Raw genomic sequence first — 24,019 nt, 5'->3', positions numbered from 1 at the left:
GCGCGGACCGATCGGTAATGGACAACATGACAATATAAGTCAAGTTTGAATGCCGCGTTTTCCGGGCTGCGGTTATTTCGCCCGCAGCGCCGCCGCGTAGGCCCGGCGCACCCAGAGCGCCATGAGGTCGGGATCGTCGAAGGCCTCGTCCGGAATGGACCAGTAGGGCATCTTCACCGGCTTGCCGCTCTTGCCGTCATAGAACCATTGCCGGCAGCCGGCGGCCGCGAAATCCGGGGCGCTGACCGCGTCGGCCTTGAGCAGGATCTCGTCATAGACTTCCAGCGCCAGGATGCGGCCCTGGTGGTAGATGCCCTTGCCGCCGAACATGCGCTTGATCGTCACCGGTCCCAGCGCCTGGAACATCTCCTCGATCGCGTCCCGATCCATGCCCTACCCTTTCAGGACCCCGCCCGCGGCCAGCACCGCCTCCGGCGTGTCGACGTCGATATGCGCCGCCGCGCCGATCTCCACGTCGACGATGTCGAGCCCGGCACTCTCGACGATATGGCGCGCGCCGACATCGCCTTCAAGCTGCAGGATCGCGGCGAAGGTGGTGCGCGGCAGCACGACGGGATTGCCGCGCTTTCCGCCGGAGACCGCCCGCACGATGGCATGGCCGCCGGCCGCGGCAAAGGCATCGAGCAGCCGGCGCACGTCCTCGCCGGTGACATGCGGCATGTCGGCCAGCATGACGGCGACGCCGTCGCAGCCCGGGCCGAGCGCGGCGACGCCCACCCGCAGCGAGGTCGACATGCCCTGCGCATGATCGGGATTGCGCACGAGATCGACCTTGAGGCCGGAAAGCTCCGCCTCCACCTCCTGCGCCCGGTGTCCCGTCACCACCAGCACGCGCGCCGGCCGGGCTGCCAGCGCCGCCTCCGTCGAACGGCGGACGAGCGCCTTGCCGTCGAAGGCGGCGAGCAGCTTGTGGCGACCGTGCATGCGGCTGGCGCGGCCGGCGGCGAGCACCAGTGCCGCGACGGAGAGCGGCCGTTCCTCTGCCCGGACATCGCGCGGCTGTGGCCGGCTCGGGATCTCGGCGAGAAGGCCGCCGACGCCCATGCCGGTGATCTCGGTGGGGCCGGGCGTTTCCCCGGCGAGGATGCGGGCGAGGATCCAGTCGAAACCGTTTTCCTTCGGGCTGCGCGCGCAGCCGGGCGCGCCGATGACCGGCACCGCGCCCACGCGGCCGAGGACCAGCAGGTTGCCGGGATCGACCGGCATGCCGACATGCTCGACCACACCGCCGGCGGCCCGGATGGCTGCGGGGATGACATCGTTGCCGTCGGTGACGGCGGAAGCTCCGAAGACGAGCACGAGGTCGTTGTCTGCCACCGCCGCACGGATCGCCTCGGCGACGCCGGATGCCTGGTGCGGCACCCGCACCTCGCCGGTCAGGCGGCTGCCGGAGGGATGCAGGCGCTGTTCGAGCAGCCGGCGCGTCTTGTCCATCACGGAGGGTTTCAGCGTCGGCAGTTCCGTCGCGACGAGCCCGACGCGGCGGGGCACGAACGGCTTGACCTCCAGCGCCCGGCTGGAGGCCAGCACCGCCGCCGCCTTGCGTGCGAGATCGCCGGCCACCGCCAGCGGAATGATCTTGATCGTCGCCACCATGTCGCCGGCCGTCACGCTGGCATGGTCCGGCAGGGTGGCGATGGTGATGGCCGGATCGACCCGGTTGAACCGGTCGATGGCCGCCCGGTCGGCGACGAAGAGCCCGTTGGCGGCGGCATGGAGATTGATGCGGCCGGTCGCGGGCGGGGTGAAGGTCAGGTGGTCCGGCGGGATCGCTCCGGCGATCAGCGCTGCCGCCGCGTCCTCGTCGAGATCGCCGGCTTCGAGGCGCACGGCGATGAGGGTCGCGACACCGGCGGCCAGCAGCCCGTCGCAATCCGCCTGCGTCACCACATGCCCCTTGTGCAGCGACAGGCCCGCCACGCGCACGCCATGCGCCAGCCGCGCGCCCAGCGCCCCGGACACCGGAACCTCCCCGAAGATCATGGTCCGGCCCCGAGGAGGGGGCGCCGGCGCAGATGCGCCACGATGTCGGCCAGGATGGCGACGGCGATCTCCGCCGGGCTCGCGGCGCCGATATCGAGGCCGATGGGCGCAGAGATGCGGGCGATCTCCGCCGCGCCGTGCCCCAGCGCCGTCAGACGCTCGACGCGCTTGGCATGGGTCTTCCGGCTGCCGAGCGCGCCGACATAGAAACAGCCGGTGGTGAGCGCCTGCGACAGCGGAAAATCGTCGATCTTCGGATCGTGCGTGACGGCGACGAGGGCGGTATAGGCATCGAGCGGCCGCGCCTTCAGCACATCCTCCGGCCAGTCGGCGGCAAGGTCGAGGCCGGCAAAGCGCTCTTCCGTGGCAAAGGCGGTGCGCGGGTCGATGATGGTGATGTCGAAACCGGCGACGCCGGCCATCCGCGCCAGCGCCTGGCTGATATGGACCGCGCCGATGGCGACGATGCGGGCGGGCGGCAGGTGGACATTGAGGAAGAATTTTCGATCCTCGACCTCCACAAGGCCGGACCGGCCGGAGCGGAAGGCGCGCGCGATCGCCTCGCCGAGCGGGCCGGCGACCGGATCGCCCTCGCGGATCACCCGGTCGCGGCCGTCGCCGAGATCGGTCAGGTGGATGACGGCGCGGCGGGCGGCGCGCTCCGCGTTCAATTTGCGCAGGAGATAGGGATCCATCAGCCGACTCGCTCCACATAGACCCGGATGCGCCCGCCGCAGGACAGGCCGACGCGCCAGGCGGTCTCGTCGGCGACGCCGAATTCCAGGAGCCGCGGCTCGCCGTCCGCAATCACCTCCATCGCCTCGCCGATGACGGCGCCCTCGACGCAGCCGCCGGAAACCGAGCCGTGGAAATTGCCCTCGCCGTCGATCACCAGATGGCTGCCGACCGGGCGCGGCGCCGACCCCCAGGTCTCGATGACCGTGGCGAGCGCCACCATGCGCCCGTCGTCCATCCAGCGTTCAGCGATGGCCAGCGGATCGAACACGTCGTTGGTCTCCATTCTCCCCTCCTCATGCCGCCGGCAGGAAACGCCGCGGATCGCCGGTGCCGCGCGGCGCCTCGCCGGAAAGCGCCGCCACCAGGTCGGCCATGGCCTCCAGATTGTGCACCGGCCGCAATTCGTCGACATGCGGCAGCATCGCCCGCACCCCGCGCGCCCGCGCCTCGAACCCTTCGAAGCGCAGGAGCGGATTGAGCCAGACGAGCCGCCGGCAGGAGCGGTGCAGCCGGTCCATCTCCCTTTCCAGGAGGTCGATGCCCTCGCGCTCCAGCCCGTCGGTGATGAGCAGCACGACGGCGCCCTGCCCCAGCACGCGGCGCGACCAGAGCCGGTTGAATTCCTTCAGCGTCTCGCCGATGCGCGTGCCGCCGGACCAGTCGCTGACCGACTGGCTGCACGCCTCCACCGCGATATCGGGATCGCGGTGGCGCATCTGGCGCGTGACATTGCTGAGCCGCGTACCGAACAGGAAGGCGTGCAGGCGGCGGCGGTGCTCGCCGAGCGCATGCAGGAAATGCAGGAAGATGCGCGTGTACTGGCTCATCGAGCCGGAAATGTCGGCCAGCACCACGAGCGGCGGATGCACCGTCTTCGGCTCCCGGTGGCGCGGCAGGATCAGCGCGCCGCCGGTGCGCATGGCATGGCGCATGGTGGCGCGCGCGTCGATCGCCACCGGCCGGGTGGAGCGGCGGAAGCGGCGCGTGCGCACCTCGTCGAGAGGCAGCACGAGGCCGGCGATGGCGCGCTTGGCGGCGGCAAGCTCGGCCGCGGACATCTGCGCGAAATCGGTCTTGCGCAGCACCTCGCTGCCGGAGGCGGTGAACCGGGCATCGACCTCGATGTCCGGCTCGTCGCGCAGGCGCCGCTCGTCCTGCCGGCCGCCGAACAGCGCATCGGAGACGCGCGTCTCGCCCGCCTTGCGCTTTTCCCGCTCCGCCTCGCGCCGCACCACCGGCGACATCAGCGCGATCATCTTGCCGACGAGGTCGCGCGAGCGCCAGAACAGCCGGAACGCCTCGTCGAAGACCGCGTCGTCCTCGTGCCGCTTGACCAGCGTCGCATGCAGCGCCGTATAGAATTCCTCGCGCTCGCCGATGCCGATCGCCCGCACCGCCTCGATGGCATCCGTCACCGCCGCCGGCCCGATGCGCAGGCCCGCCTTGCGCAACACGCGGGCGAAGAACACGATATTGTCGGCAAGCCGTCCCTCGAAGGCCGCGCCCGACAGGCCGTTGTCCGCCGCCGCTGTCATCGCTCAGCCCGCCGCCGCCAGATCGGCCTTCACGCCATCCAGCAGCCTACGCCCCTCCGCGCCCTCGATGCGGGCGATGTCGTCCTGGTACTTGAGCAGCGTCCCGAGCGTGTCGGACACGGTTTCCGGGTCGAGCGCGACGCGGTCGAGCTCGGTGAGCGCGCTCGCCCAGTCGATGGTTTCGGCGACGCCCGGATTCTTGAAGAGATCGAGCCCGCGCAGCTTCTGCACATAGGCGACGACCTCCCGCGAGAGCGCCGCGTTGCAGCCCGGCACCTTGCGGCGGATGATCTCCAGCTCCTGCGCGGCGGCGGGATAATCGACCCAGTGGTAGAGACAGCGGCGCTTCAGTGCATCGTGCACCTCGCGGGTGCGGTTCGTCGTGATGATGACGATGGGCGGCTCGGCGGCGCGGATGGTGCCGAGCTCCGGCACCGTCACCTGGAAATCGGACAGCACTTCGAGGAGGAAGGCTTCGAAGGCCTCGTCGGTGCGGTCCAGTTCGTCGATCAGGAAGACCGGCGCCCGGCCATCCGGCGAGGAGAGTGCCTGCAGCACGGGGCGGCGAATGAGATAGCGCTCGGAGAAGATATCGGCTTCGATGCGGCCGCGATCCGTGGTTCCGGCAGCCTCGGCAAGGCGGATCTCCAGCATCTGCGCCGGATAATTCCACTCATAGACCGCCGAGGAGATGTCGAGGCCCTCGTAGCATTGCAGGCGGATCAGCGGGCGGTCGAGTGCGGCGGCGAGCACCTTGGCGATTTCCGTCTTGCCGACGCCGGCCTCGCCCTCCAGGAAGAGCGGCCGCTTCATGCGCAGTGCGAGGAACAAGACGGTCGCCAGCGACCGTCCAGCGAGATAGTTGCCCGCCGCCAGCATCTCCACGGTTTCGTCGATGGATTGCGGGATGTTTCCGCGTTGATAGGCCACGCCGTTCCTCCGTCTGGAAGAACGAACTTATAGCGTGCGGTAGCCCCGGTCCATATAGAGAAGGGCCTCTCCGGGCTCGCCGAAGGAGACGCCCATCACCTCGCCGATCATCACCATGTGCGTCGCCATGACCTTGAGCTCGACAAGCCGGCAATCGAAGGCGGCCAGCGCATCCTTCAGCACGGGCGCGCCGGTCACCAGCTCCTGCCAGTTGCCCATGGAGAAGCGCTGCTCCGCCGTCAGCGCCGGGTCGCGGCCGGAAAAGGCGTTGGCAAGGTCGATCTGGCTGGCGGAAAGCGTGTTGAGCGCGAAATTGCCGCTTCTGGAGAAGATCGCGTTCTTCGGATTGGAGGCGTTGACGCAGGCGAGCACCATGGCCGGATTGTCCGACACCGAGCAGGCGGCGGTGATCGTCACGCCGCGCTTTTCGCCCGCATGCGCCGTCGTCACGATCTGCACATGGCCGGCATAGCGGCTCATCGCATCACGGTAGAGCGACGGGTCCAGCATCAATCTGTCCAACACGGCATTCTCCTTCACCACAGGAGATACATGGCGAAAATGAAGCAAAATGTAACCCCCGTTCCCGAATTTTCCTGTCCTGCCGGAGACGAGGCGGCCATATTTCTCTTTGACGCTGCCGGCCCGATCCTTACAAAGAGCGTCATCGCGATCGATGGATTGAGAATGAGAACCGCCTTCCTTGCCAGCCTGCTCGGCGCCTTGGTGCTTGCCGCCTCTCCCGCGGCCGCGGCCGGCCTCACCTTCGCCGTGGTCGCGCCGGCGGAAGGGCCGCTCGCCATCCTCGGCCAGCAGGTGCGCGACGGCGCCCGCTTCGCCGCGCAGGCGAACGGCGACACGGTGGTGGAAATTCCCGAGGCCTGCGATGAGAGCGACGGCGCGGCGATCGGCAAGGCGATCCTGGCGGCGGATGCCGTTGCCGCGGTCGGCTTCCTCTGCACGGAGGGGCTTGCCGCCGCCCTGCCCGCCCTTGCCGAGGCGAAGGTGCCGGCGATCACGCTTTCCGTGCGCTCGGGCATCCTCATGGAGGATGCGCTGAAGAAGAATTGGCCGCTCTTCCGCCTCGCCCCCGGCCCGAAGGCGGAGGCCGACAAGGCGGTCGAGATCATCGTCCGGGACTGGAAGGCCGAGCCCTTCGCGCTCATCGACGACGGCACGATCCATGCCCGCGAGCTGGTCGAGACGATCCGGCTGCGACTGGAGGAGGTCGGCATGAAGGCCGCCTTCGTCGACACCTATCGCCCGGCGCAGGAGCAGCAGCTCACCCTCGTGCGCCGCCTCGCCCAGACAGGCGTCACACGCGTCTTCGTCGGCGGCGACCGGACGGATATGGCGGTGATCGCGCGCGATGCCGGGACGGAGAAGGTGGCGCTGGCGCTTATCGGCGGCGAGGCCCTGATGGGCGCCGATCCGCTCGTGCCGATGACCGACGGCGTCGGGGCGATCGCGCTGCCGGACTACCAGGCCTTGCCGGAGGGCGAGGCCGTCGCGGCGGCGATGAAGGAAAAGGACATTTTCGCGGAAGGCTATGTGCTGCCCGCCCATGCCGCCGTCACCGTCCTTGCGACGGCGGCAAGCCGCGGCAGCGATCTTGCGGCGGCGCTTTCCGGCACGCCCTTCGCGACGGCGATCGGCACCGTCGCCTTCGGGGCCGACCACGAACTCGCGGAAAATCCCTATCGCCTGCTCGTCTGGCGCGCCGGCGCCTTCGTGCCGGCCGACACGGCAACGGGGAGCGAATGATGCGGCCCGGCCCGAAGAACCGCCTGACGGATGTCGCCGGGCTCACGGTCGGCAACGCCACGGATCATGTGCTTCGCTCCGGCGTCACCGTCGTCCTCTGCGAGGAACCGGCGACGGCCGCCGTGCAGGTGCTGGGCGGCGCGCCGGGCACGCGCGAGACCGATCTCCTGGAACCGCACAACACGGTCGAGGCCGTCGATGCGCTGGTGCTGTCCGGCGGCTCGGCCTTCGGGCTCGATGCGGCATCGGGGGTACAGGCGGGCCTTCGCGAAAGGGGACGCGGCTTTGCCGTCGGCCCGCACCGCGTGCCGATCGTGCCGGCCGCCATCCTCTTCGACCTGATGAACGGCGGCGCCAAGGACTGGGGCCGCTATCCGCCCTATCGCGAGCTCGGCCATGCGGCGCTTGCCGAGGCGACGGCGGATTTTGCCACCGGCAGCGTCGGCGCCGGCACCGGCGCGCTGACGGCGACCTGCAAGGGCGGGCTCGGCACCGCCTCCAGCGTCGTCGAGGGCGGCTTCACCATCGGCGCGCTTGTCGCGGTCAATGCGCTCGGCTCCGCCACCATCGGCGATACGCGGCATTTCTGGGCGGCGCCCTTCGAGGAGGCGGACGAATTCGGCGGCCTCGGCCTGCCCTTCCCCTTCCCAGCGGATGCCCGCACGCCGCGCACGAAACTGTCCCGGCGGCCGACCGGCACGGAGAACACGACGATCGCCGTCATCGCCACCGATGCGGTCCTCACCAAGGCCGAGGCCAAGCGGCTGGCGATCGCCGCCCATGACGGCTTCGCCCGTGCCCTCTGGCCGGCCCATACGCCGCTCGACGGCGACCTCGTCTTCGCGCTTTCGACCGGCAGGAGCGGCCGCCGGCCGGCGCCGGAGGACTTCATCACGCTCTGCGCCACTGCGGCCGCCACCATGGCCCGCGCCATCGCCCGCGGCGTGCACGATGCGACGCCGATGCCCGGCGACATGTTGCCGAGCTGGGCGCTGCGGTAATTCGACCGTTGTTCCCCCCTGCCGGGAATGGTATGGCGACGCCAAATTCCTTCTTGACGGAGCCTGACATGACCCATCCCATCCGGATCGCGCCCTCCATCCTCGCCGCCGACTATGCCAAGCTGGGTCAGGAAGTGCGCGACGTCGTTTCGGCCGGGGCGGACTGGATCCATCTCGACATCATGGACGGCCATTTCGTGCCGAACATCTCCTTCGGTCCCGATGTCATCAAGGCGCTGCGCCCGCACACCGACGCCTTCTTCGATTGCCACCTGATGATCGCGCCCGCCGATCCCTATCTCGAAGCCTTCGCGAAGGCCGGCTGCGACGGCATCACCGTGCATGCCGAGGCCGGCCCGCATCTCGACCGCTCGCTGCAGGCGATCCGCGCACTCGGCAAGCGCGCCGGCGTGTCGATCAACCCCGCCACCTCGGAAAGCGTGCTGGACTACCTGCTCGACAAGATCGACCTCATCCTCGTCATGACGGTCAATCCCGGCTTCGGCGGCCAGAAGTTCATCCCGGCCATGCAGGAAAAACTGCGCCGCGTTCGGAAAATGGTCGGCGACCGGCCGATCGACATTGAGGTCGACGGCGGCATCGCCGTCGATACGATCGCCCTGCCCGCCGCGGCCGGCGCCAATGTCTTCGTCGCGGGCTCGGCGATCTTCAGCGGCGGTCATGTTGACGCCTATCGCAAAACCATCGACACTCTGCGCAGCAATGCGGAGGGGGCGCGGGCGTGACGATGTTGCGGAAGGCGGCAAGCGCCCTTGCGGCATGCCTGCTGGCGGCGAGCGCGGCCACGGCCGGCGATTTCTCCACCTTCCAGTCGCTCGGCTTCTCGCCGGACGGCAAGGTCTACGCCTTCGAGGAATTCGGCGTCCAGGACGGCTCGGGCTTTCCCTATTCCAACGTCTATTTCATCGACACGGAAAAGGACGCCTATCTCTCGGGCACGCCGATCCGCGTGCGGATCGACGACGAAGCGGCGGATATCGCCCAGGCGCGCGCGCAAAGCCGCGACAAGGCCGGGGCGCTGATCGAGACGCACAAGGTGCTCTCCCATCCCGGCGTGATGGCCGCCTTCAACCCGATGGGCGAAGTCGGCGCCGACAGGAGCCGCATAGAATATCTGCAGCACGCCATCGAACCGACGCCGGGCGGCAGCTTCGCCCTCGCGCTGGAGGAAATCCCGCTGGCGCGCTCCGAAAAGTGCCGTGACATCACGCCGGAGGGCGGCAAGGGATTCCGCCTGACGCTCGTCAGGCGCGACGGCGAAGCGGCCGACACGGTGTTGCATGAGGATGCGCACGTGCCCGACAGCCGCGCCTGCCCGCTTTCCTATCAGGTTTCCGGCGCGTTCACCTTCAATCCGATCGACGGCGACCCGGTCCATGTCGCGCTCGTCCTGTTGCGCAGCTTCGGCTTCGAGGGCAGCGACGGCCGCTGGATCGCCGTGCCCTTCCGGCCCTGACCATGGAGCTGGCCGCGACGGGACGGGACGGGCCTGATGCCGCAAGGCGGCAGCCGTCCGCGCCGATCTTCCCGTCGCTGCCGGTCTGTCTCGGCGGCGCCCTCGGCTGGGGCGCGCTGATGGCGGCCGGCGCCCTTCTGTCGCTGACGCTGCAGGGGCGCGCCGAAAACTTCCAGCTCGTGCGGATCCTCGTAATCTATTTTGCCGGCGGCCTTGTCGCCTGGCCCCTCGCCCTGCCGCTGGCGCGGTTCCTCACCCGCCACCGGCCGTTCGAAACCCGCTTTGCCGCCCATTTCGCGCTGCTCAGCCTCGGCACCATCGCCGTGACGGCCTTCCTCTTCGCCCTGGACTACCGGCTGTTCTACGCGCAATGGCACCATGCGCCCGGCACGCGCATCTGGATCTACCAGTTCGTCTTCACCATTGCCGGGGCCGTCTACCAGTTCCTCGTCATGGGCCTCAGCCTGTACCTGCCGGTCGGATTGCCCGTCGTTGCAGGCGCCAGCCTGTGGCTCTCCCGATCCATCCCCCGATCCATCCGTTGAGCTTGCCGGCCATCTTTGCTAAAGCGGCGGCAATTCCCACCCTGCCAAGGAAAGCCAAGAGCCGATGATCCCTCGCTATTCCCGACCGGACATGGTCGCCATCTGGTCGCCCGAAACGAAGTTCCGCATCTGGTTCGAAATCGAAGCCCATGCCTGCGATGCGCTCGCCGAGCTCGGCGTCATCCCGAAATCGGCCGCCGAGACGATCTGGGAGAAGGGCGGCAAGGCCGAATTCGACGTCGCCCGCATCGACGAGATCGAGGCCGTCACCAAGCATGACGTCATCGCCTTCCTGACGCACCTCGCCGAATTCGTCGGCCCGGACAGCCGCTTCGTGCACCAGGGCATGACCTCCTCCGACGTGCTCGACACGACCTTCAACATCCAGCTCGTGCGCGCCGCCGACATCCTGCTTGCCGGCATGGACCGCGTGCTCGCCGCGCTGAAGGCCCGCGCCTTCGAGCACAAGGACACGATCCGCATCGGCCGCAGCCACGGCATCCATGCCGAGCCGACGACGATGGGCCTGACGCTCGCCCGCTTCTACGCCGAGATGGACCGGGGCCGCGCCCGCCTCGTCGCCGCCCGCGCGGAAATCGCCACGGGCGCGATCTCCGGCGCCGTCGGCACCTTCGCCAATATCGACCCGCGCGTCGAGGAACATGTCTGCGCCAAGCTCGGCCTCGTGCCCGAGCCGGTCTCCACGCAGGTCATCCCCCGCGACCGCCACGCCATGTTCTTCGCCACGCTCGGCGTCATCGCATCGTCCATCGAGAACGTCGCGATCGAGATCCGCCACATGCAGCGCACGGAAGTGCTGGAAGCGGAGGAATTCTTCTCGCCCGGCCAGAAGGGCTCGTCCGCCATGCCGCACAAGCGCAACCCGGTGCTGACGGAAAACCTGACGGGCCTCGCCCGCCTCGTGCGCATGGCCGTCACCCCGGCCATGGAGAACGTGGCGCTCTGGCACGAGCGCGACATCTCCCATTCCAGCGTCGAGCGCGGCATCGGCCCGGATACGACGATCACGCTCGACTTCGCGCTGAACCGGCTTGCCGGCATCATCGAGAAGCTGGTGATCTATCCGGACAACATGATGAAGAATCTCAACAAGTTCCGCGGCCTCGTTCACTCGCAGCGCGTCCTGCTTGCCCTTACGCAAGCCGGCGTTTCGCGCGAGGATTCCTACCGCCTCGTGCAGCGCAACGCCATGAAGGTCTGGGAACAGGGCAAGGACTTCCTGGAAGAACTGCTGGCCGACGCCGAGGTGCGCGCCGCCCTTTCCGAGGAGCAGATCCGCGAAAAATTCGATCTCGGCTACCACACCAAGCACGTCGACACGATCTTCCGCCGCGTCTTCGGCACCGTGTAACCCACGCTTTCGCGATCGGCCGGCGAAGCCTCTTCGCCGGCCGGCCCTTCTGTATTAGACTTCCCTTGCGTGCAATGGCGCACGCCTTCCTGGGGGGCTGAACATGAGGTTTCCTGCCGCCACGCTTCTTGCCGTGGCTTTCTTCGCCGGAACGGCGCAGGCACAGACACCGCAATCCGTCGTCGAACTCCTGGCCGCCGGCTACGACATCATCAATGTGTCGCCGATCGCCGAAAGCTATGCGGTCTTCCTGGAGAAGGACGACACGGTCGTCATCTGCCAGATCGGCTTCAAGGACGGCGCCTTTTCCACCGACAGGTGTTATCCGCTGGACAGATGAGGGCCGGAAACGGCGATGGCGCCATTGGCGCCATCGCTCCCCTCTGACGGGCGGCCTTGCACTCTCCTCCTGGCGCGTGCCGCCCGCAAAACGGCGTCATCGCTGCTCGTCGACGACAATCTTGCGATAGAGATGCCAGGTGGCATGGCCGAGGATCGGCATGATCACGGCGAGCCCCACGAAGACCGAGACGGAGCCGACGACCAGCAGCGCGGCGACGATCAGCCCCCAGCAGGCGACCGGCACCGGGTTCACCAGAGTGGCGCGCAGCGAGGTCTCGATGGCCGCCACGGCGCCGACATCCCGGTCGAGCAGCAGCGGAAAGGTGACCACCGTCGTTGCCAGGACGACGAGCGCGAAGCAGAAGCCGATGGCATTGCCGGCTAGCATCAGCAGCAACCCGTTCTCCGAACCGAAGACGGAGGCGAGGAACAGGGCGAGCGACTGCGGCGGTTCCGGCCCGAACAGGCTGGTATAGAGCAGTTGCGCGAAGACCAGCCAGGCGATGAACAGCGCCATCAGCATGGCGCCGACGGCAAGGATGGACGGCAGGGCCGGCGAGTTGCGCACCTCCAGCGCATGGCGCCAGGAGGCATCCATGCCGCGCTCGCGCCGCCGGCTGATCTCGTAGAGGCCGATGGCGAAGAACGGTCCGAGCAGCGCAAAACCGGCCACCAGCGGAAAGATCAGCGGCAGCATGTTGACGCCGGAACTCCAGGTGACGAGCACCACGCCCGCGATCGGATAGATGAGGCTGAGGAAGACATAGTGGGACGGCTTGGCGCGAAAATCGTCGAAGCCGCGACGAAGCGCATCCATCACGTCGGAAATGCCGATCCGCCGGATCGCCGGGCGCGCCGCCATCTGATCGTGGCCTGCCATCACATGAAAGGTCGCCATGACAATTCCTCCTTGCCGGTTCGAGACCGTCTTGGCGCGCGCGCATGGAAGGCAATCGTCCGCCACCAGGGCGTGCCGTGATTGGCATTGAAGGGGTCGGATCATACACCCGGCCGGTTGATTTGTCCCTCCCCCTTGACTTCAGCACTTCGTGAACGCACATGCCGGCGCATGAAAGCCTCAGAAGCAGAAATCCTCATCATCCCCGGCTACACCAATTCCGGGCCCGAGCATTGGCAGAGCCGCTGGCAGTCCAAGCTCGGTTCGGCGCGGCGCGTCGAGCAGGCCGAATGGTCCAAGCCCGTGCGCGAGGACTGGGTGCAACGCGTGATCGAAGAGGTCGCGGCCGCCAGCAACCCCGTCGTGCTCGTCGCCCATTCGCTGGGCGTGGCAGCGGCGATCCATGCCGCCCCGCATCTCGGCAACAAGGTGGCCGGCGCCTTTCTCGTCGCGCCGCCCGATGTCGCCAACGAGGGCATCCGGCCGAAGCACCTGATGACCTTCGGCCCCTATCCGCGCGAGCCGCTCCGCTTCCCCTCGCTCGTCGTCGCAAGCCGCAACGATCCCTTCGGCACCTACGAGCATGCCGACGACATCGCCGCCGCCTGGGGGGCACTGCTGCTCGATGCGGGAGAGGCCGGGCATATCAACACGGAGTCCGGCCATGGTCCCTGGCCGGAGGGCACGATGGTCTTCGCCCAGTTCCTGAGCCGGCTCAAGGCGCCCGAATGACGGGCACCTTCCGGCCTCATTAAGAGGAATTTCATAGAAATCCTGCACGCTGGCCCCGTTGAGTTCCAAGCAGGCGCCGCGTTTCATGGCCAAACCATCCGGTTCGACCTCCATTGCCGTGCATGAAACGGAGCGCGAGCCGTTTTATCGCCGGCTTTTTGCGCGGTCCGGATTCGGCTTCGCCGCGCTTGATGCCGAGGGGCGCATCCTCGAGGCGAACGGGGCGTTCCTGCGGCCCTTCGGCGTCTCCTGCCCCTCCACCCTTCCTCCGTTCCCCGATTGCGTCTCGCCCAAGGACCGCGCCGTCATCGCCTTTGCGATGCGTCCGGGCCCTGCCGAACAGGCGCCGTGGGAAATCCGCCTGCAGCGGCCCGATGGCACCGAATTCTGGGTGCTGGCATCCTTCGTCGAGGCGCCGGTCCTGCCCGGCGAGCCGCCAGCGCCCGCCCTCCTCATCCAGACCACCGACATCGACGAGCGCAAGCGCAACGCGCTCGAACTGGCGGAGCGCGAAAGCCGCTGGAACCATGCGCTCGAATCCGCCGGCCAAGGCGTCTGGGACCATGATTTCGCCCGCGGCGACCTCTTCTATTCCCGCCAGTGGCGGGCGATCCGCGGCCTGCAGCCGGACGACCCCATCGAATCCTCCCTGGAGGACTGGCTTCAATGCGTGCATCCCGACGACCGGGCGCATGTCCTGGAGGAGATCCACAAGCAGGAAACCGGCCAGACGCCGTTCAACGTGTTCTCCTATCGCGAGCGTCACAAGGACGGTCACTTCGTCTGGATCGAGAGCCGCGGCGCCGTCGTCGACTACGGGCCGGACGGCAAGCCGAGCCGCATCGCCGGCACCGACACGGACATAACCGAGCGCAAGGAGGCGGAAGAGCGCCTCGCCCAGCTCTCCCGCCGGCTGGAACTGGCCCTCGGCGTCTCGCGCATCGGCGTCTTCGATGTCAACCTGCAAACCGGCGACGTGCGCTGGGACAATCGCATGATCGAGATGTACGGCGTGACGGAAAAGCCGGACGCAGGCACCTGGGAACGGGCGCTTCATCCGCAGGACCAGTCGAAGGCAAAGGCAAAGGTCAGCGACAGCCTCTTCCGCAGCCAGGATTTCGCCAACGAGTTCCGCATCATCCGCGGCGATGGCGAAATCCGCCATATCCGCAGCCGCGCGGCCCCCTATGTCGACATGGCAGGCGCGCCGCGCCTCATCGGCGTGAACTGGGACATCACCGACGACATGCGGCTCCAGGAGGAGCTGCAGCATGCCAAGGAGCTGGCGGAAGCGCGCAATGCCGAACTGGAGGCCGCCCGGGCACGCATCGAATACACGGCCCTGCACGATCACCTGACCGGCCTGCCGAACCGCCGTTATCTCGACGCCGCCATCGAGGCGGCCGCACGGGAGGCAAAGCAGAGCGGCAGCCGCCTTGCCGTGCTGCATATCGATCTCGATCGCTTCAAGGAGATCAACGACACGCTCGGGCATCTTGCCGGCGACCAGATGCTCGTCCACGCCGCCGGCGTGCTCAATGAGCTGAAAGGCCCCGGTGATTTCGTCGCCCGCATCGGCGGCGACGAGTTCGTCTTCCTGTCGACCGGCTCGGCCGGACGCAACCTCGCCATGCTCGCCGAGGCGATCGTGGCGGCGATGCGCAAGCCCGTCACCTTCAACGGCCATATCTGCCGCTTCGGCGCGAGCGTCGGCATCGCCAGCCAGTCGGGCGACGCCATCGATGCCAAGCAGCTCCTCGTCAATGCCGATCTCGCGCTCTATCGCGCCAAGAACCGCGGGCGCAGCCGGCATGAATTCTTCACCAGCGATTTCCAGGCACAGATCATCGTCAACAAGAAGACGGCCGACGAAATCCTCACGGGCATCGAGCAGCAGCGCTTCCTGCCCTACTATCAGCCGCAGTTCTGTGCCCGCACGCTCGACGTCGTCGGCGTCGAGACGCTGGCGCGCTGGGACCACCCGACCCGCGGCATCCTCGCGCCCGACACCTTCCTGAAGATCGCCGAGGATCTCGACTGCGTGGCGATGATAGACCGCATCGTGCTCGAAAAATCGCTTGCCGACTATGCCTGCTGGCAGGCGCTCGACCTCGGCATCGAGAAGATCTCGGTCAACGTCTCCTCCAAGCGCCTGCACGATCCGGAGCTGGCCCGCTCGCTGCAAACGCTGGCCATCCGCCCGAAATCCCTGTCCTTCGAACTCCTGGAATCGATCTTCCTCGACGATTGCGACCGCACCGTGCTGGAAAACCTCGCCGAGATGCGCAAGCTCGGCATCGATATCGAGATAGACGATTTCGGCACCGGCCATGCCTCGATCATCAGCCTGATGAAGCTCTCGCCGCGCCGGCTGAAGATCGACCGGCAGCTCGTCAAGCCGGTCAGCCGCTCGCCCGGCCAGCGCAAGCTCGTCGGCACCATCGTCGAGATCGGCCGCTCGCTGAACATCGAGGTGGTGGCCGAAGGCGTCGAGACGTCGGCCCATGTCGCCATCATGCGCGATCTCGGCTGCGACATCCTGCAGGGCTATGCGCTCGCCCGGCCCATGCCGGCAGGCGCCATTCCGGAATTCGTCCAGCGCCAGGAATGGCGCCACCAGGGCGGCAATGCACGCGACCTCCAGAACGAGGTCCGCCGCGCCGTCACCCGCTAGAACGAGAAAAGCCGCCCGGCGGACCGGACGGCTTTGAATGGCACGGCCTGCTGGCGCAAACGCCGGTCAGCCCACTTCGAGCTGCGCGATGGCGACGGCCAGGAGCTCGATCATCTGGACGCGAATCTCGTCTTCGCTGCGGGCAACGCCGGCCGCGTCGAAATCGGCCTTGATCTTGCGCACGACGTCCTCATGGCCGACTTCCTCGAAATCGGCGGCAATGACTTCCTTGGCATAGGCGTCCGCATCGCTGTCCGTCTTACCGAGCAGGCCGGCAGCCCACAGGCCGACCAGCTTGTTGCGGCGTGCTTCGGCCTTGAAGCGCAGCTCCTCGTCCAGCGCGAACTTGGCCTCGAAGGCCTTTTCCCGATCCTGCATGCTGGTCATCTATGGCTCCCGTAGATTCTCTGACCCGTTAGGCTTTCCGCCCATAAATCAAAACAACGGCAAAAGTGCAATGCGAACTTTCGTGAGGTCCGTACTTCCCGGAAAACGGGGGATCGGCCGTGACAGCGATTGTTAAACTGCGGCATTTCGTTTATGGGAGCGCAAACGAACGACACCTGCGCGGCCCAAGCGCGCCAACAACAGAGATAAAATCCATGAACCGTCGCCGCCGTATCTACGAGGGCAAGGCCAAGATCCTGTACGAGGGTCCCGAGCCGGGCACGCTGATCCAGTTCTTCAAGGATGACGCCACCGCCTTCAACAAGAAGAAACACGATGTCATCGACGGAAAGGGTGTGCTGAACAACCGGATCTCCGAGTACATCTTCACCCAGCTCAACAAGATGGGCATCCCGACCCACTTCATCCGCCGGCTCAACATGCGCGAGCAGTTGATCAAGGAAGTCGAGATCATCCCGCTGGAAGTGGTCGTGCGCAACGTCGCCGCCGGCTCGCTCTCCAAGCGTCTCGGCATCGAGGAAGGCACCGTGCTGCCGCGCTCGATCATCGAATTCTATTTCAAGGCCGATGCGCTGGAAGACCCCATGGTCTCCGAAGAGCACATCACCGCCTTCGGCTGGGCGAGCCCGCAGGAACTCGACGACATCATGGCGCTCGCCATCCGCGTCAACGACTTCCTCTCCGGCCTCTTCCTCGGCGTCGGCATCCAGCTCGTCGATTTCAAGATCGAGTGCGGCCGGCTCTACGAAGGCGACATGATGCGCATCATCATCGCCGACGAGATCTCGCCGGACAGCTGCCGCCTCTGGGACATCGCCACCCAGGAGAAGATGGACAAGGACCGCTTCCGCCGCGACATGGGCGGCCTGGTCGAAGCCTACCAGGAAGTGGCCCGCCGCCTCGGCATCATCAACGAGAACGAGCCCGTGCGCGGCACCGGCCCGGTTCTGGTGAAGTAACACGCCTTCCAAGGATGGACAGACAGACATGATCAAGGCACGCGTAACGGTTACGCTCAAGAACGGTGTTTTGGACCCGCAGGGCAAGGCGATCGAGGGCGCCCTCGGCAGCCTCGGCTTCGACGGCGTCGGCCAGGTCCGCCAGGGCAAGGTCTTCGACCTGGAGCTCGCCACCGCCGACCGCGTCAAGGCCGAAGCCGACCTCAAGGCCATGTGCGACAAGCTGCTGGCCAACACGGTAATCGAGAACTATACTATCGCCCTCGCCTGACGGTTGAAGGAGATGGCAAATGGCGGATGCGACAAACGACCTGCTCCATGAATTGCTGAAAAGCTTTCATGTCCGCATGGACAAGTTGGACAGGGGTTTGGCCGACCTCCGCAGCGAGATGATCACGATGCGCGGTAACATCGTGACCATCCAGCAGGATGTGCATCACATCTACTCGCGCCTGGACCGCGTGGACCAGCGCCTCGACCGTATCGAAAACCGCCTCGAACTGCGTGAACTCGCCGAGGCCCAGGCAAGGTTTGAACCACACCCATGAAGTCCGCCGTCGTCCAACTTCCCGGCCTCAACCGTGACCGCGACATGATCGCGGCGCTGACCAAGATCTCCGGCCAGGCGCCGGTCACCGTCTGGCAGACGGAAACGGAGCTGCCGGATGTCGACCTGATCGTCATCCCGGGCGGTTTCTCCTACGGCGACTACCTGCGTTGCGGCGCGATTGCCGCCCGCATGCCCGTCATGCAGGCGATCAAGGCGAAGGCCGAGGCCGGCGTGAAGGTGCTGGGCGTGTGCAACGGCTTCCAGATCCTGCTCGAATCCGGCCTCCTGCCCGGCGCGCTGATGCGCAATGCCTCGCTGAAATTCGTCTGCCGCGAGGTGAAGCTCGAAGTGGCCAATGCAGAGACCGACTTCACCCGCGCCTATGAGAAGGGCCAGATCATCCGCTGCCCGGTCGCCCATCACGACGGCAACTATTTCGCCGACGCCGAGACGCTGGCCGCCATCGAAGGCAATGGCCAGGTCGTGTTCCGCTATGCGCAAGGCACCAACCCAAACGGCTCGATCAACGACATTGCCGGCGTGATGAACGCAAGGGGCAACGTGCTCGGCCTGATGCCGCACCCGGAAAACCTCATCGAGGCCGCCCATGGCGGTTCCGACGGTCGCGGCCTCTTCGCCTCGGTGCTCGACGTCATCGCGGCCTGACAACCGCAGGAAATCTTTCGGGCCGAGATGATCGCGGATCGTCACCGGCCCGCAGATGTATGTCGATGCCGAGAGCATCGGCTCGGATGACGGAAACGGATGCCGCCGGCCCGCGCGCCGTTTCGTCAGGCTCTCTTAACGCCCTGTTGCTATCAAGGGCGCATGTCCACCCCCGAAAGGCCCTCCATGCGCTCTCTTCCTGCCGCCAAGCTCTTCCTGCCGCTCCTCGCCGTTGCGGCTCTGGCGGCTTGCCAGGCGAAGACCCCGGCACCGCAGGTCAACGGCGCCGCCCTGCCGACCATGGAGCGCGTCGCGCTCGCGGCGAACAGCTGCTGGTTCAAGTCGGGCGACCCGGCCTTCAAGGCCTATCGCCTCGCGCCGGAGCTGAACTCCTTCTCCGGTCGCCCGCGCATCCTCGTCGTCCACCGCAATTCACCGGAATCGCGCCCGCTGCTCGTCGTGCAGGCGGAGGGCAACCCGGCCAGGCTCGATGCCTTCGGCCCGATGATGGGCGAGGCCGTCGGCCCGCGCATCGCGACCGACGTCAAGCGCTGGGCCGCCGGCGGCAAGGGCTGCTGACGGCAGCCGTCAATCCCAATAGATCGACTTGCGGATCTCCCGCGCTGCTTCGGCACGGCTGACGCCGATGTCGCGGAGCTCATCGTCCGTCATTTCCACCAGCGCGTGGCGCGTGCGCCGCGTGACGCTCCAGGCACGGCCTGTGTGCCAGGCGCGACGCAGCATCGCGCGCAGGCCACCGGGCCTGCCGGGCTCTGCCGCGGTGAATATTGTATCGATTGCCATAGTCGTCTCTCCTGAAGCGTCACAAGCTCTCGTGACAAACGGTGCATTCAGGAAATAATTGACTCTCAGTGCGGTGCAATCTAAGAATTGGCACCATGACAAATTGGCTTCCCGATCTCCAGGCCTCCGATGGCCCGCTGTATGTGCGCATCGCCGACCAGATCGAGCAGGCAATCAGCACCGGGGCGCTCGCCGCCGGCAGCAAGCTGCCGCCGCAGCGCAACCTCGCCTATGACATCGGCGTGACCATCGGCACCGTCAGCCGCGCCTATACGATGGTGCGCGAGCGCGGCCTCGTCAGCGGCGAGGTCGGCCGCGGCACCTATGTGCTCGGCTCGACGCAGGACAATGATCCGGCGGCCATGGATCCGGTCAGCGCCCGGCTGGTCGGCACCCGCGCGGCCAATGCACCGCCCGGCAAATTGCGCTTCGACACGACGGCCGCCACCGATGTCGGCCAGTCGACCGCGATCACCGACATCCTCACGGACATCTGCCGGGAGCAGCCGAACGAGATCGCCAGCTACACCCGGAACTTCCCGGTCCAATGGCTGGAGGCCGGGCGGCGCTGGTTGAGGCGGGACGACTGGCAGCCGGCGATCGAGAGCATCGTGCCGACGCTCGGCGCCCATGCCGCCGTCATCGCCGCCGTCTCGGTCATCACCGCGCCCGGCGACCGCATCGTCTTCGAACACGTCACCTATTCGCAGGTGAGCCGCGGCACCGCCCTCATCGGCCGCCAGACGGTGCTGGTCGAATCGGATGCCCACGGCGTGATCCCGGAGGATTTCGAGCGCGTCTGCGTGCAGCAGCATCCCAAGCTCGCCTTCCTGATGTCGTCGGGCCAGAACCCGACGCTCGCCGTCATGCCCGAAGATCGGCGCCGCGCCATCGCCGCCATCGCCCGGCGGCACAATGTCTTCCTCATCGAGGACAATCTCTATGGCAGCACGATCGACGCCGGCATTCCGCTCCTGGCGGAAATCGCGCCGGACCGGACCTTCCTCGTCGGCGGCCTGTCGAAGAGCGTGGCGGCGGGCGTGCGCGGCGGCTGGATCGCCTGTCCGCCGCACCTTGCCCAGCGCGTGCGCATCGCCCACAAGATGGTGAGCGGCGGCCTGCCCTACCTGCTCGCCGAACTCGGCGCCCGGCTGGTGCTGTCCGGCATGGCGGACGCCATCCGCGCGAAGGTCTCCGCGGAGGTCGAGGCGCGCGAGGCGCATGCCCGCGACATCTTCGCGGGGCTCGATTTCAACTCGCACCCGCGCGTGCCCTTCCTCTGGCTGAAGCTGCCGGACCCGTGGCTGTCCGGCACGTTCCGCCAGGCGGCCTTCGCCGAGGACATCCTCATCGACGACGAGGACGAGTTCAAGGCCGGCCGTTCGGAGAAGACGTTCTACCGCGTGCGCATCGGCTTGTCCTCGCCGGAAAGCCGCGCGGATGTCGTCACCGGCCTCTCGCGGCTGCGCCGTCTCATCGCCCATGGCCCGACGGGCTATGACAGCCCGGCCTGAAAACGCGCCGTTTCGCCTGTGATCGGGGACATTTTCCTGTCGCGCTGCCGGGCGGCATAGGTTAAAGAGACCGCAATCCTGCCCTCCACGACAAGACGAGCGACGATGACCATTTCGAACACCCGCCCGATCACCCCGGAGCTGATTGCCGCCCATGGGCTGAAGCCGGATGAATACGACCGCATCCTCTCGCTGATCGGCCGCGAGCCGACCTTCACCGAACTCGGCATCTTCTCGGCCATGTGGAACGAGCACTGCTCGTACAAGTCCTCCAAGCGCTGGCTGCGCACGCTGCCGACCAAGGGTCCGCGCGTCATCCAGGGCCCCGGGGAAAATGCCGGCGTGGTGGATATCGATGACGGCGACTGCGTCGTCTTCAAGATGGAGAGCCACAACCACCCGTCCTATATCGAGCCCTACCAGGGCGCGGCGACGGGCGTCGGCGGCATCCTGCGCGACGTCTTCACCATGGGCGCGCGCCCGGTCGCGGCGATGAACGCGCTGCGTTTCGGCGCGCCCGACCATCCGAAGACCCGTCACCTGGTTTCCGGCGTCGTCGCCGGCGTCGGCGGCTACGGCAATTCCTTCGGCGTGCCGACCGTCGGCGGCGAAGTGGAATTCGACCCGCGCTACAACGGCAACATCCTCGTCAACGCCTTTGCCGCGGGCCTTGCCAAGTCGAACGCGATCTTCCTCTCGGAAGCCAAGGGCGTCGGCCTTCCGGTCGTCTATCTCGGCGCGAAAACCGGCCGCGACGGCGTCGGCGGCGCCACCATGGCATCGGCCGAATTCGACGAGTCGATCGAGGAAAAGCGCCCGACCGTGCAGGTCGGCGATCCCTTCACCGAAAAGTGCCTGCTGGAAGCCTGCCTCGAGCTGATGCAGACCGGCGCCGTCATCGCCATCCAGGACATGGGCGCGGCCGGCCTCACCTGCTCGGCCGTCGAAATGGGCGCCAAGGGCGACCTCGGCATCGAACTCAATCTCGATCTCGTGCCGGTGCGCGAAGAGAGAATGACAGCTTACGAGATGATGCTGTCGGAAAGCCAGGAGCGCATGCTCATGGTTCTCGAACCCGCCAAGGAAGAGGTCGCCAAGGCGATCTTCGTCAAGTGGGGCCTCGACTTCGCCATCGTCGGCAAGACGACGGACGACCTGCGCTTCCGCATCCTGCACCAGGGCGAGGAAGTCGCCAACCTGCCGATCAAGGACCTCGGCGACCAGGCACCGGAATACGACCGCCCCTGGCGCGAACCGGGCAAGCCCGCGCCGCTGCCGGCAAACCTCGTCACCGAACCGGGCGATTACGGCCAGGCCGTGCTGAAGCTGGTCGGCTCGCCGAACCAGTCGAGCCGGCGCTGGGTCTACGAGCAGTATGACACGCTGATCCAGGGCAATTCGCTGCAGATCCCCGGCGGTGACGCCGGCGTCGTGCGCGTCGAGGGCCATCCCACCAAGGCGCTCGCCTTCTCCTCGGACGTCACCCCGCGCTATGTCGAGGCCGATCCGTTCGAGGGTGGCAAGCAGGCCGTCGCCGAATGCTGGCGCAACATCACGGCAACCGGCGCGGAGCCGCTCGCCTCCACCGACAACCTCAACTTCGGCAATCCGGAAAAGCCGGAAATCATGGGCCAGTTCGTGAAAGCCATCCAGGGCATCGGCGAAGCCTGCCGCGCCCTCGATTTCCCGATCGTCTCCGGCAATGTCTCGCTCTACAACGAGACGAACGGCATCGCCATCCTGCCGACCCCGACCATTGCCGGCGTCGGCCTGCTGCCGGACTGGTCCGCCATGGCGAGGATCGGCGGCGCGAAGGACGGCGACCAGCTCGTGCTGATCGGCGTCGACGGCAGCCATCTCGGCCAGTCCGTCTATCTGCGCGACGTGCTCGGCCTTGTCGACGGCCCGGCGCCGGAGGTGGACCTCCACGCCGAACGCCGCAACGGCGATTTCGTGCGCTCGGCCATCCGCAACGGCCAGGTCACCGCCTGCCACGACATCTCCTCCGGCGGTCTCGCCGTCGCGCTCGCGGAAATGGCGATGGCCTCCGGCAAGGGCGCCAAGGTCGACCTTTCCGGAAGCAACGGCCCGGCCCATGCGCTGCTCTTCGGCGAAGACCAGGCCCGCTACGTGATCGCCGTCCCGGCCGATCTCGCCAACTTCCTGTGCGCCAATGCGGAAGGCGCGGGCGTGCCGTTCCGCCGCCTCGGCACGGTCGGTGGCGATGCGCTCGTCGTGGACGGCCTGCTGTCGCTGCCGATTGAACAATTGCGCGACACCCATGAATCGTGGTTCCCTGACTTCATGGATGGCAACGGCACCGCCGCTGCCGCCGCGGAATAACGATAAGGGAGCAGTTCACATGCCTATGTCACCCGGCGATATCGAAGACATGATCAAATCCGGCATTCCCGGAGCGAAGGTGGTCATCCGCGATCTTGCCGGCGACGGCGATCACTACGCCGCCGAAGTCGTCGCGGAAGCCTTTCGCGGCAAGACCCGCGTGCAGCAGCACCAGATGGTCTACGATGCGCTGAAGGGCAATATGGGCGGCATCCTGCATGCCCTTGCCCTGCAGACCTCGATCCCGGACTGATCCAGCCATGGCCGATCTCATCAAGGAACTCGTCAACGGCGTGGTCGATGCAGCCCTCAAGGAGGTGCTGAAGAAGACCGGCGTGCGCAAGGCCTCGACGAAGCGCACGCGCCGCAAGACGACGACGGGCAAGAAAGCGTCCGGCGGGCTCCTCGGTGACATCATAGAAGCCGTGCTGAAGCCGGAGAAGACGCCGGCCAAGCGCCCGCGCAAGCAGGTGAGCCGCCGTCGCACGGCGGCAAGCCGCAGCCGCCAGCGTGCCGGATAGGCCGCAAACCGGGCGCGGCGAACGCGCAACACCGCTGAAATGGTAAGGAAGCCCCGCACTTTTTTGTGGCGGGGCTTCTGGCATTTGTCACACGAGGTTGTTATCTAGGGCGAATGGTTCATCGCATCGGCCCTTGAAGCCGATTTGCTATGGTCAGGACTCATTGATTTAGCCAGAATATAACTGTTGCTGCGATGCAGATGGCGGAAAAGAATGTGTGAGCGCAGCGGTCATACCTTGTA

General features: G+C 67.0%; 28 protein-coding genes and 1 pseudogene. 18 read left to right on the top strand and 11 right to left on the bottom strand.

Annotated features, from left to right (window positions below; genetic code table 11):
* Positions 1–72: 72 nt before the first annotated feature.
* The 7 genes from EV665_RS20915 to EV665_RS20885 all read right to left on the bottom strand — a co-directional run bounded on the left by EV665_RS20915 (position 73) and on the right by EV665_RS20885 (position 5,717).
* Positions 73–390, bottom strand: coding sequence for a TfoX/Sxy family protein (locus EV665_RS20915; protein WP_133035550.1), 318 nt, complete (start codon positions 388–390; stop codon positions 73–75).
* Positions 391–393: 3 nt separating this feature from the next.
* A complete protein-coding gene (locus EV665_RS20910) occupies positions 394–2,004 on the bottom strand; it encodes an NTP transferase domain-containing protein (RefSeq protein WP_133035549.1) in 1,611 nt (536 codons plus the stop codon).
* Positions 2,001–2,699, bottom strand: coding sequence for an XdhC family protein (locus tag EV665_RS20905; RefSeq protein ID WP_133035548.1), 699 nt, complete (start codon positions 2,697–2,699; stop codon positions 2,001–2,003). Before EV665_RS20905 ends, EV665_RS20910 begins: the two co-directional genes overlap by 4 nt.
* On the bottom strand, positions 2,699–3,025 hold the full coding sequence (locus tag EV665_RS20900; RefSeq protein ID WP_064330120.1) for an XdhC family protein: 327 nt from the start codon (positions 3,023–3,025) through the stop codon (positions 2,699–2,701). Before EV665_RS20900 ends, EV665_RS20905 begins: the two co-directional genes overlap by 1 nt.
* A 10-nt stretch (positions 3,026–3,035) precedes the next feature.
* Positions 3,036–4,277 carry a vWA domain-containing protein gene (locus tag EV665_RS20895; protein WP_133035547.1) on the bottom strand — a complete coding sequence of 414 codons (1,242 nt, stop codon included), beginning with the start codon at positions 4,275–4,277 and terminating at the stop codon, positions 3,036–3,038.
* A gap of 3 nt (positions 4,278–4,280) precedes the next feature.
* Complete coding sequence (locus tag EV665_RS20890; protein WP_064332513.1) at positions 4,281–5,156, bottom strand: AAA family ATPase; 876 nt, start codon at positions 5,154–5,156, stop codon at positions 4,281–4,283.
* A gap of 78 nt (positions 5,157–5,234) precedes the next feature.
* On the bottom strand, positions 5,235–5,717 hold the full coding sequence (locus EV665_RS20885) for a flavin reductase family protein (protein WP_133035618.1): 483 nt from the start codon (positions 5,715–5,717) through the stop codon (positions 5,235–5,237).
* 177 nt (positions 5,718–5,894) lie between these two features.
* On the opposite strand from EV665_RS20885, the gene EV665_RS20880 reads away from it, so the two are divergent.
* From EV665_RS20880 to EV665_RS20850, 7 genes are all read left to right on the top strand, one after another.
* Positions 5,895–6,971 (top strand): ABC transporter substrate-binding protein, encoded by a 1,077-nt coding sequence (locus tag EV665_RS20880; RefSeq protein ID WP_133035545.1) that lies wholly within the window; start codon positions 5,895–5,897, stop codon positions 6,969–6,971.
* Positions 6,968–7,972: a P1 family peptidase gene (locus EV665_RS20875; RefSeq protein WP_162853119.1), complete on the top strand. Its 1,005-nt coding sequence runs from the start codon at positions 6,968–6,970 to the stop codon at positions 7,970–7,972. Before EV665_RS20880 ends, EV665_RS20875 begins: the two co-directional genes overlap by 4 nt.
* A 68-nt stretch (positions 7,973–8,040) precedes the next feature.
* Positions 8,041–8,718: a ribulose-phosphate 3-epimerase gene (rpe, locus tag EV665_RS20870; RefSeq protein WP_133035544.1), complete on the top strand. Its 678-nt coding sequence runs from the start codon at positions 8,041–8,043 to the stop codon at positions 8,716–8,718.
* A 2-nt stretch (positions 8,719–8,720) separates the two neighbouring features.
* On the top strand, positions 8,721–9,449 hold the full coding sequence (locus EV665_RS20865; protein ID WP_245507782.1) for a DUF2259 domain-containing protein: 729 nt from the start codon (positions 8,721–8,723) through the stop codon (positions 9,447–9,449).
* A gap of 2 nt (positions 9,450–9,451) precedes the next feature.
* The gene (locus EV665_RS20860) at positions 9,452–9,994 is read left to right on the top strand and encodes a hypothetical protein (protein ID WP_245507778.1); all 543 of its coding nucleotides are present in this window, start codon (positions 9,452–9,454) and stop codon (positions 9,992–9,994) included.
* A 64-nt stretch (positions 9,995–10,058) separates the two neighbouring features.
* Positions 10,059–11,366 carry an adenylosuccinate lyase gene (purB, locus tag EV665_RS20855; RefSeq protein WP_133035542.1) on the top strand — a complete coding sequence of 436 codons (1,308 nt, stop codon included), beginning with the start codon at positions 10,059–10,061 and terminating at the stop codon, positions 11,364–11,366.
* Between the two features lie 103 nt (positions 11,367–11,469).
* Positions 11,470–11,706 (top strand): hypothetical protein, encoded by a 237-nt coding sequence (locus EV665_RS20850; RefSeq protein WP_133035541.1) that lies wholly within the window; start codon positions 11,470–11,472, stop codon positions 11,704–11,706.
* A 96-nt stretch (positions 11,707–11,802) separates the two neighbouring features.
* Here the strand turns inward: EV665_RS20850 and EV665_RS20845 are convergent, their stop codons facing one another.
* Positions 11,803–12,606 (bottom strand): DUF2189 domain-containing protein, encoded by an 804-nt coding sequence (locus EV665_RS20845; RefSeq protein ID WP_133035540.1) that lies wholly within the window; start codon positions 12,604–12,606, stop codon positions 11,803–11,805.
* Between the two features lie 171 nt (positions 12,607–12,777).
* Here EV665_RS20845 and EV665_RS20840 point away from each other — a divergent pair, with 171 nt between their 5' ends.
* Both EV665_RS20840 and EV665_RS20835 read left to right on the top strand, forming a co-directional pair.
* The gene (locus EV665_RS20840; RefSeq protein WP_133035539.1) at positions 12,778–13,338 is read left to right on the top strand and encodes an RBBP9/YdeN family alpha/beta hydrolase; all 561 of its coding nucleotides are present in this window, start codon (positions 12,778–12,780) and stop codon (positions 13,336–13,338) included.
* 85 nt (positions 13,339–13,423) lie between these two features.
* The gene (locus EV665_RS20835; RefSeq protein WP_133035538.1) at positions 13,424–16,012 is read left to right on the top strand and encodes a sensor domain-containing protein; all 2,589 of its coding nucleotides are present in this window, start codon (positions 13,424–13,426) and stop codon (positions 16,010–16,012) included.
* Between the two features lie 66 nt (positions 16,013–16,078).
* Here EV665_RS20835 and EV665_RS20830 read toward each other — a convergent pair whose 3' ends face one another.
* Entirely contained in the window at positions 16,079–16,399 is a 321-nt protein-coding gene (locus EV665_RS20830; RefSeq protein ID WP_064330131.1) for a DUF1476 domain-containing protein, read from the bottom strand.
* A gap of 215 nt (positions 16,400–16,614) precedes the next feature.
* On the opposite strand from EV665_RS20830, the gene purC reads away from it, so the two are divergent.
* The 5 genes from purC (at position 16,615) to EV665_RS20805 (ending at position 19,174) form a co-directional block, all read left to right on the top strand.
* Entirely contained in the window at positions 16,615–17,379 is a 765-nt protein-coding gene (gene purC / locus EV665_RS20825) for a phosphoribosylaminoimidazolesuccinocarboxamide synthase (protein WP_064330132.1), read from the top strand.
* A gap of 28 nt (positions 17,380–17,407) precedes the next feature.
* Positions 17,408–17,650 carry a phosphoribosylformylglycinamidine synthase subunit PurS gene (gene purS, locus EV665_RS20820; RefSeq protein ID WP_133035537.1) on the top strand — a complete coding sequence of 81 codons (243 nt, stop codon included), beginning with the start codon at positions 17,408–17,410 and terminating at the stop codon, positions 17,648–17,650.
* 19 nt (positions 17,651–17,669) lie between these two features.
* Complete coding sequence (locus EV665_RS20815; RefSeq protein ID WP_064330133.1) at positions 17,670–17,927, top strand: hypothetical protein; 258 nt, start codon at positions 17,670–17,672, stop codon at positions 17,925–17,927.
* Positions 17,924–18,595: a phosphoribosylformylglycinamidine synthase subunit PurQ gene (purQ, locus tag EV665_RS20810; protein ID WP_064330134.1), complete on the top strand. Its 672-nt coding sequence runs from the start codon at positions 17,924–17,926 to the stop codon at positions 18,593–18,595. Before EV665_RS20815 ends, purQ begins: the two co-directional genes overlap by 4 nt.
* 186 nt (positions 18,596–18,781) lie before the next feature.
* A complete protein-coding gene (locus EV665_RS20805) occupies positions 18,782–19,174 on the top strand; it encodes a hypothetical protein (RefSeq protein ID WP_133035536.1) in 393 nt (130 codons plus the stop codon).
* A gap of 9 nt (positions 19,175–19,183) precedes the next feature.
* Here EV665_RS20805 and EV665_RS20800 read toward each other — a convergent pair whose 3' ends face one another.
* Complete coding sequence (locus EV665_RS20800) at positions 19,184–19,399, bottom strand: DUF1127 domain-containing protein (protein WP_133035535.1); 216 nt, start codon at positions 19,397–19,399, stop codon at positions 19,184–19,186.
* A 95-nt stretch (positions 19,400–19,494) separates the two neighbouring features.
* On the opposite strand from EV665_RS20800, the gene EV665_RS20795 reads away from it, so the two are divergent.
* From EV665_RS20795 to EV665_RS20780, 4 genes are all read left to right on the top strand, one after another.
* Positions 19,495–20,913 (top strand): aminotransferase-like domain-containing protein, encoded by a 1,419-nt coding sequence (locus EV665_RS20795; RefSeq protein ID WP_133035534.1) that lies wholly within the window; start codon positions 19,495–19,497, stop codon positions 20,911–20,913.
* Positions 20,914–21,018: 105 nt separating this feature from the next.
* A complete protein-coding gene (purL, locus tag EV665_RS20790; RefSeq protein ID WP_133035533.1) occupies positions 21,019–23,256 on the top strand; it encodes a phosphoribosylformylglycinamidine synthase subunit PurL in 2,238 nt (745 codons plus the stop codon).
* Positions 23,257–23,275: 19 nt separating this feature from the next.
* Positions 23,276–23,509, top strand: coding sequence for a BolA/IbaG family iron-sulfur metabolism protein (locus EV665_RS20785; RefSeq protein ID WP_064330139.1), 234 nt, complete (start codon positions 23,276–23,278; stop codon positions 23,507–23,509).
* Between the two features lie 7 nt (positions 23,510–23,516).
* Positions 23,517–23,777: a hypothetical protein gene (locus EV665_RS20780; RefSeq protein WP_064330140.1), complete on the top strand. Its 261-nt coding sequence runs from the start codon at positions 23,517–23,519 to the stop codon at positions 23,775–23,777.
* A gap of 160 nt (positions 23,778–23,937) precedes the next feature.
* Here the strand turns inward: EV665_RS20780 and EV665_RS20775 are convergent.
* A pseudogene (locus EV665_RS20775) lies at positions 23,938–24,019 on the bottom strand (transposase); the annotation flags it as partial.

Source organism: Shinella granuli (assembly GCF_004341885.1).
Taxonomy (GTDB): domain Bacteria; phylum Pseudomonadota; class Alphaproteobacteria; order Rhizobiales; family Rhizobiaceae; genus Shinella; species Shinella granuli.
The sequence above is the reverse complement of the archived record's forward strand: the minus strand, read 5'-3'. Positions and strand labels throughout refer to the sequence as shown.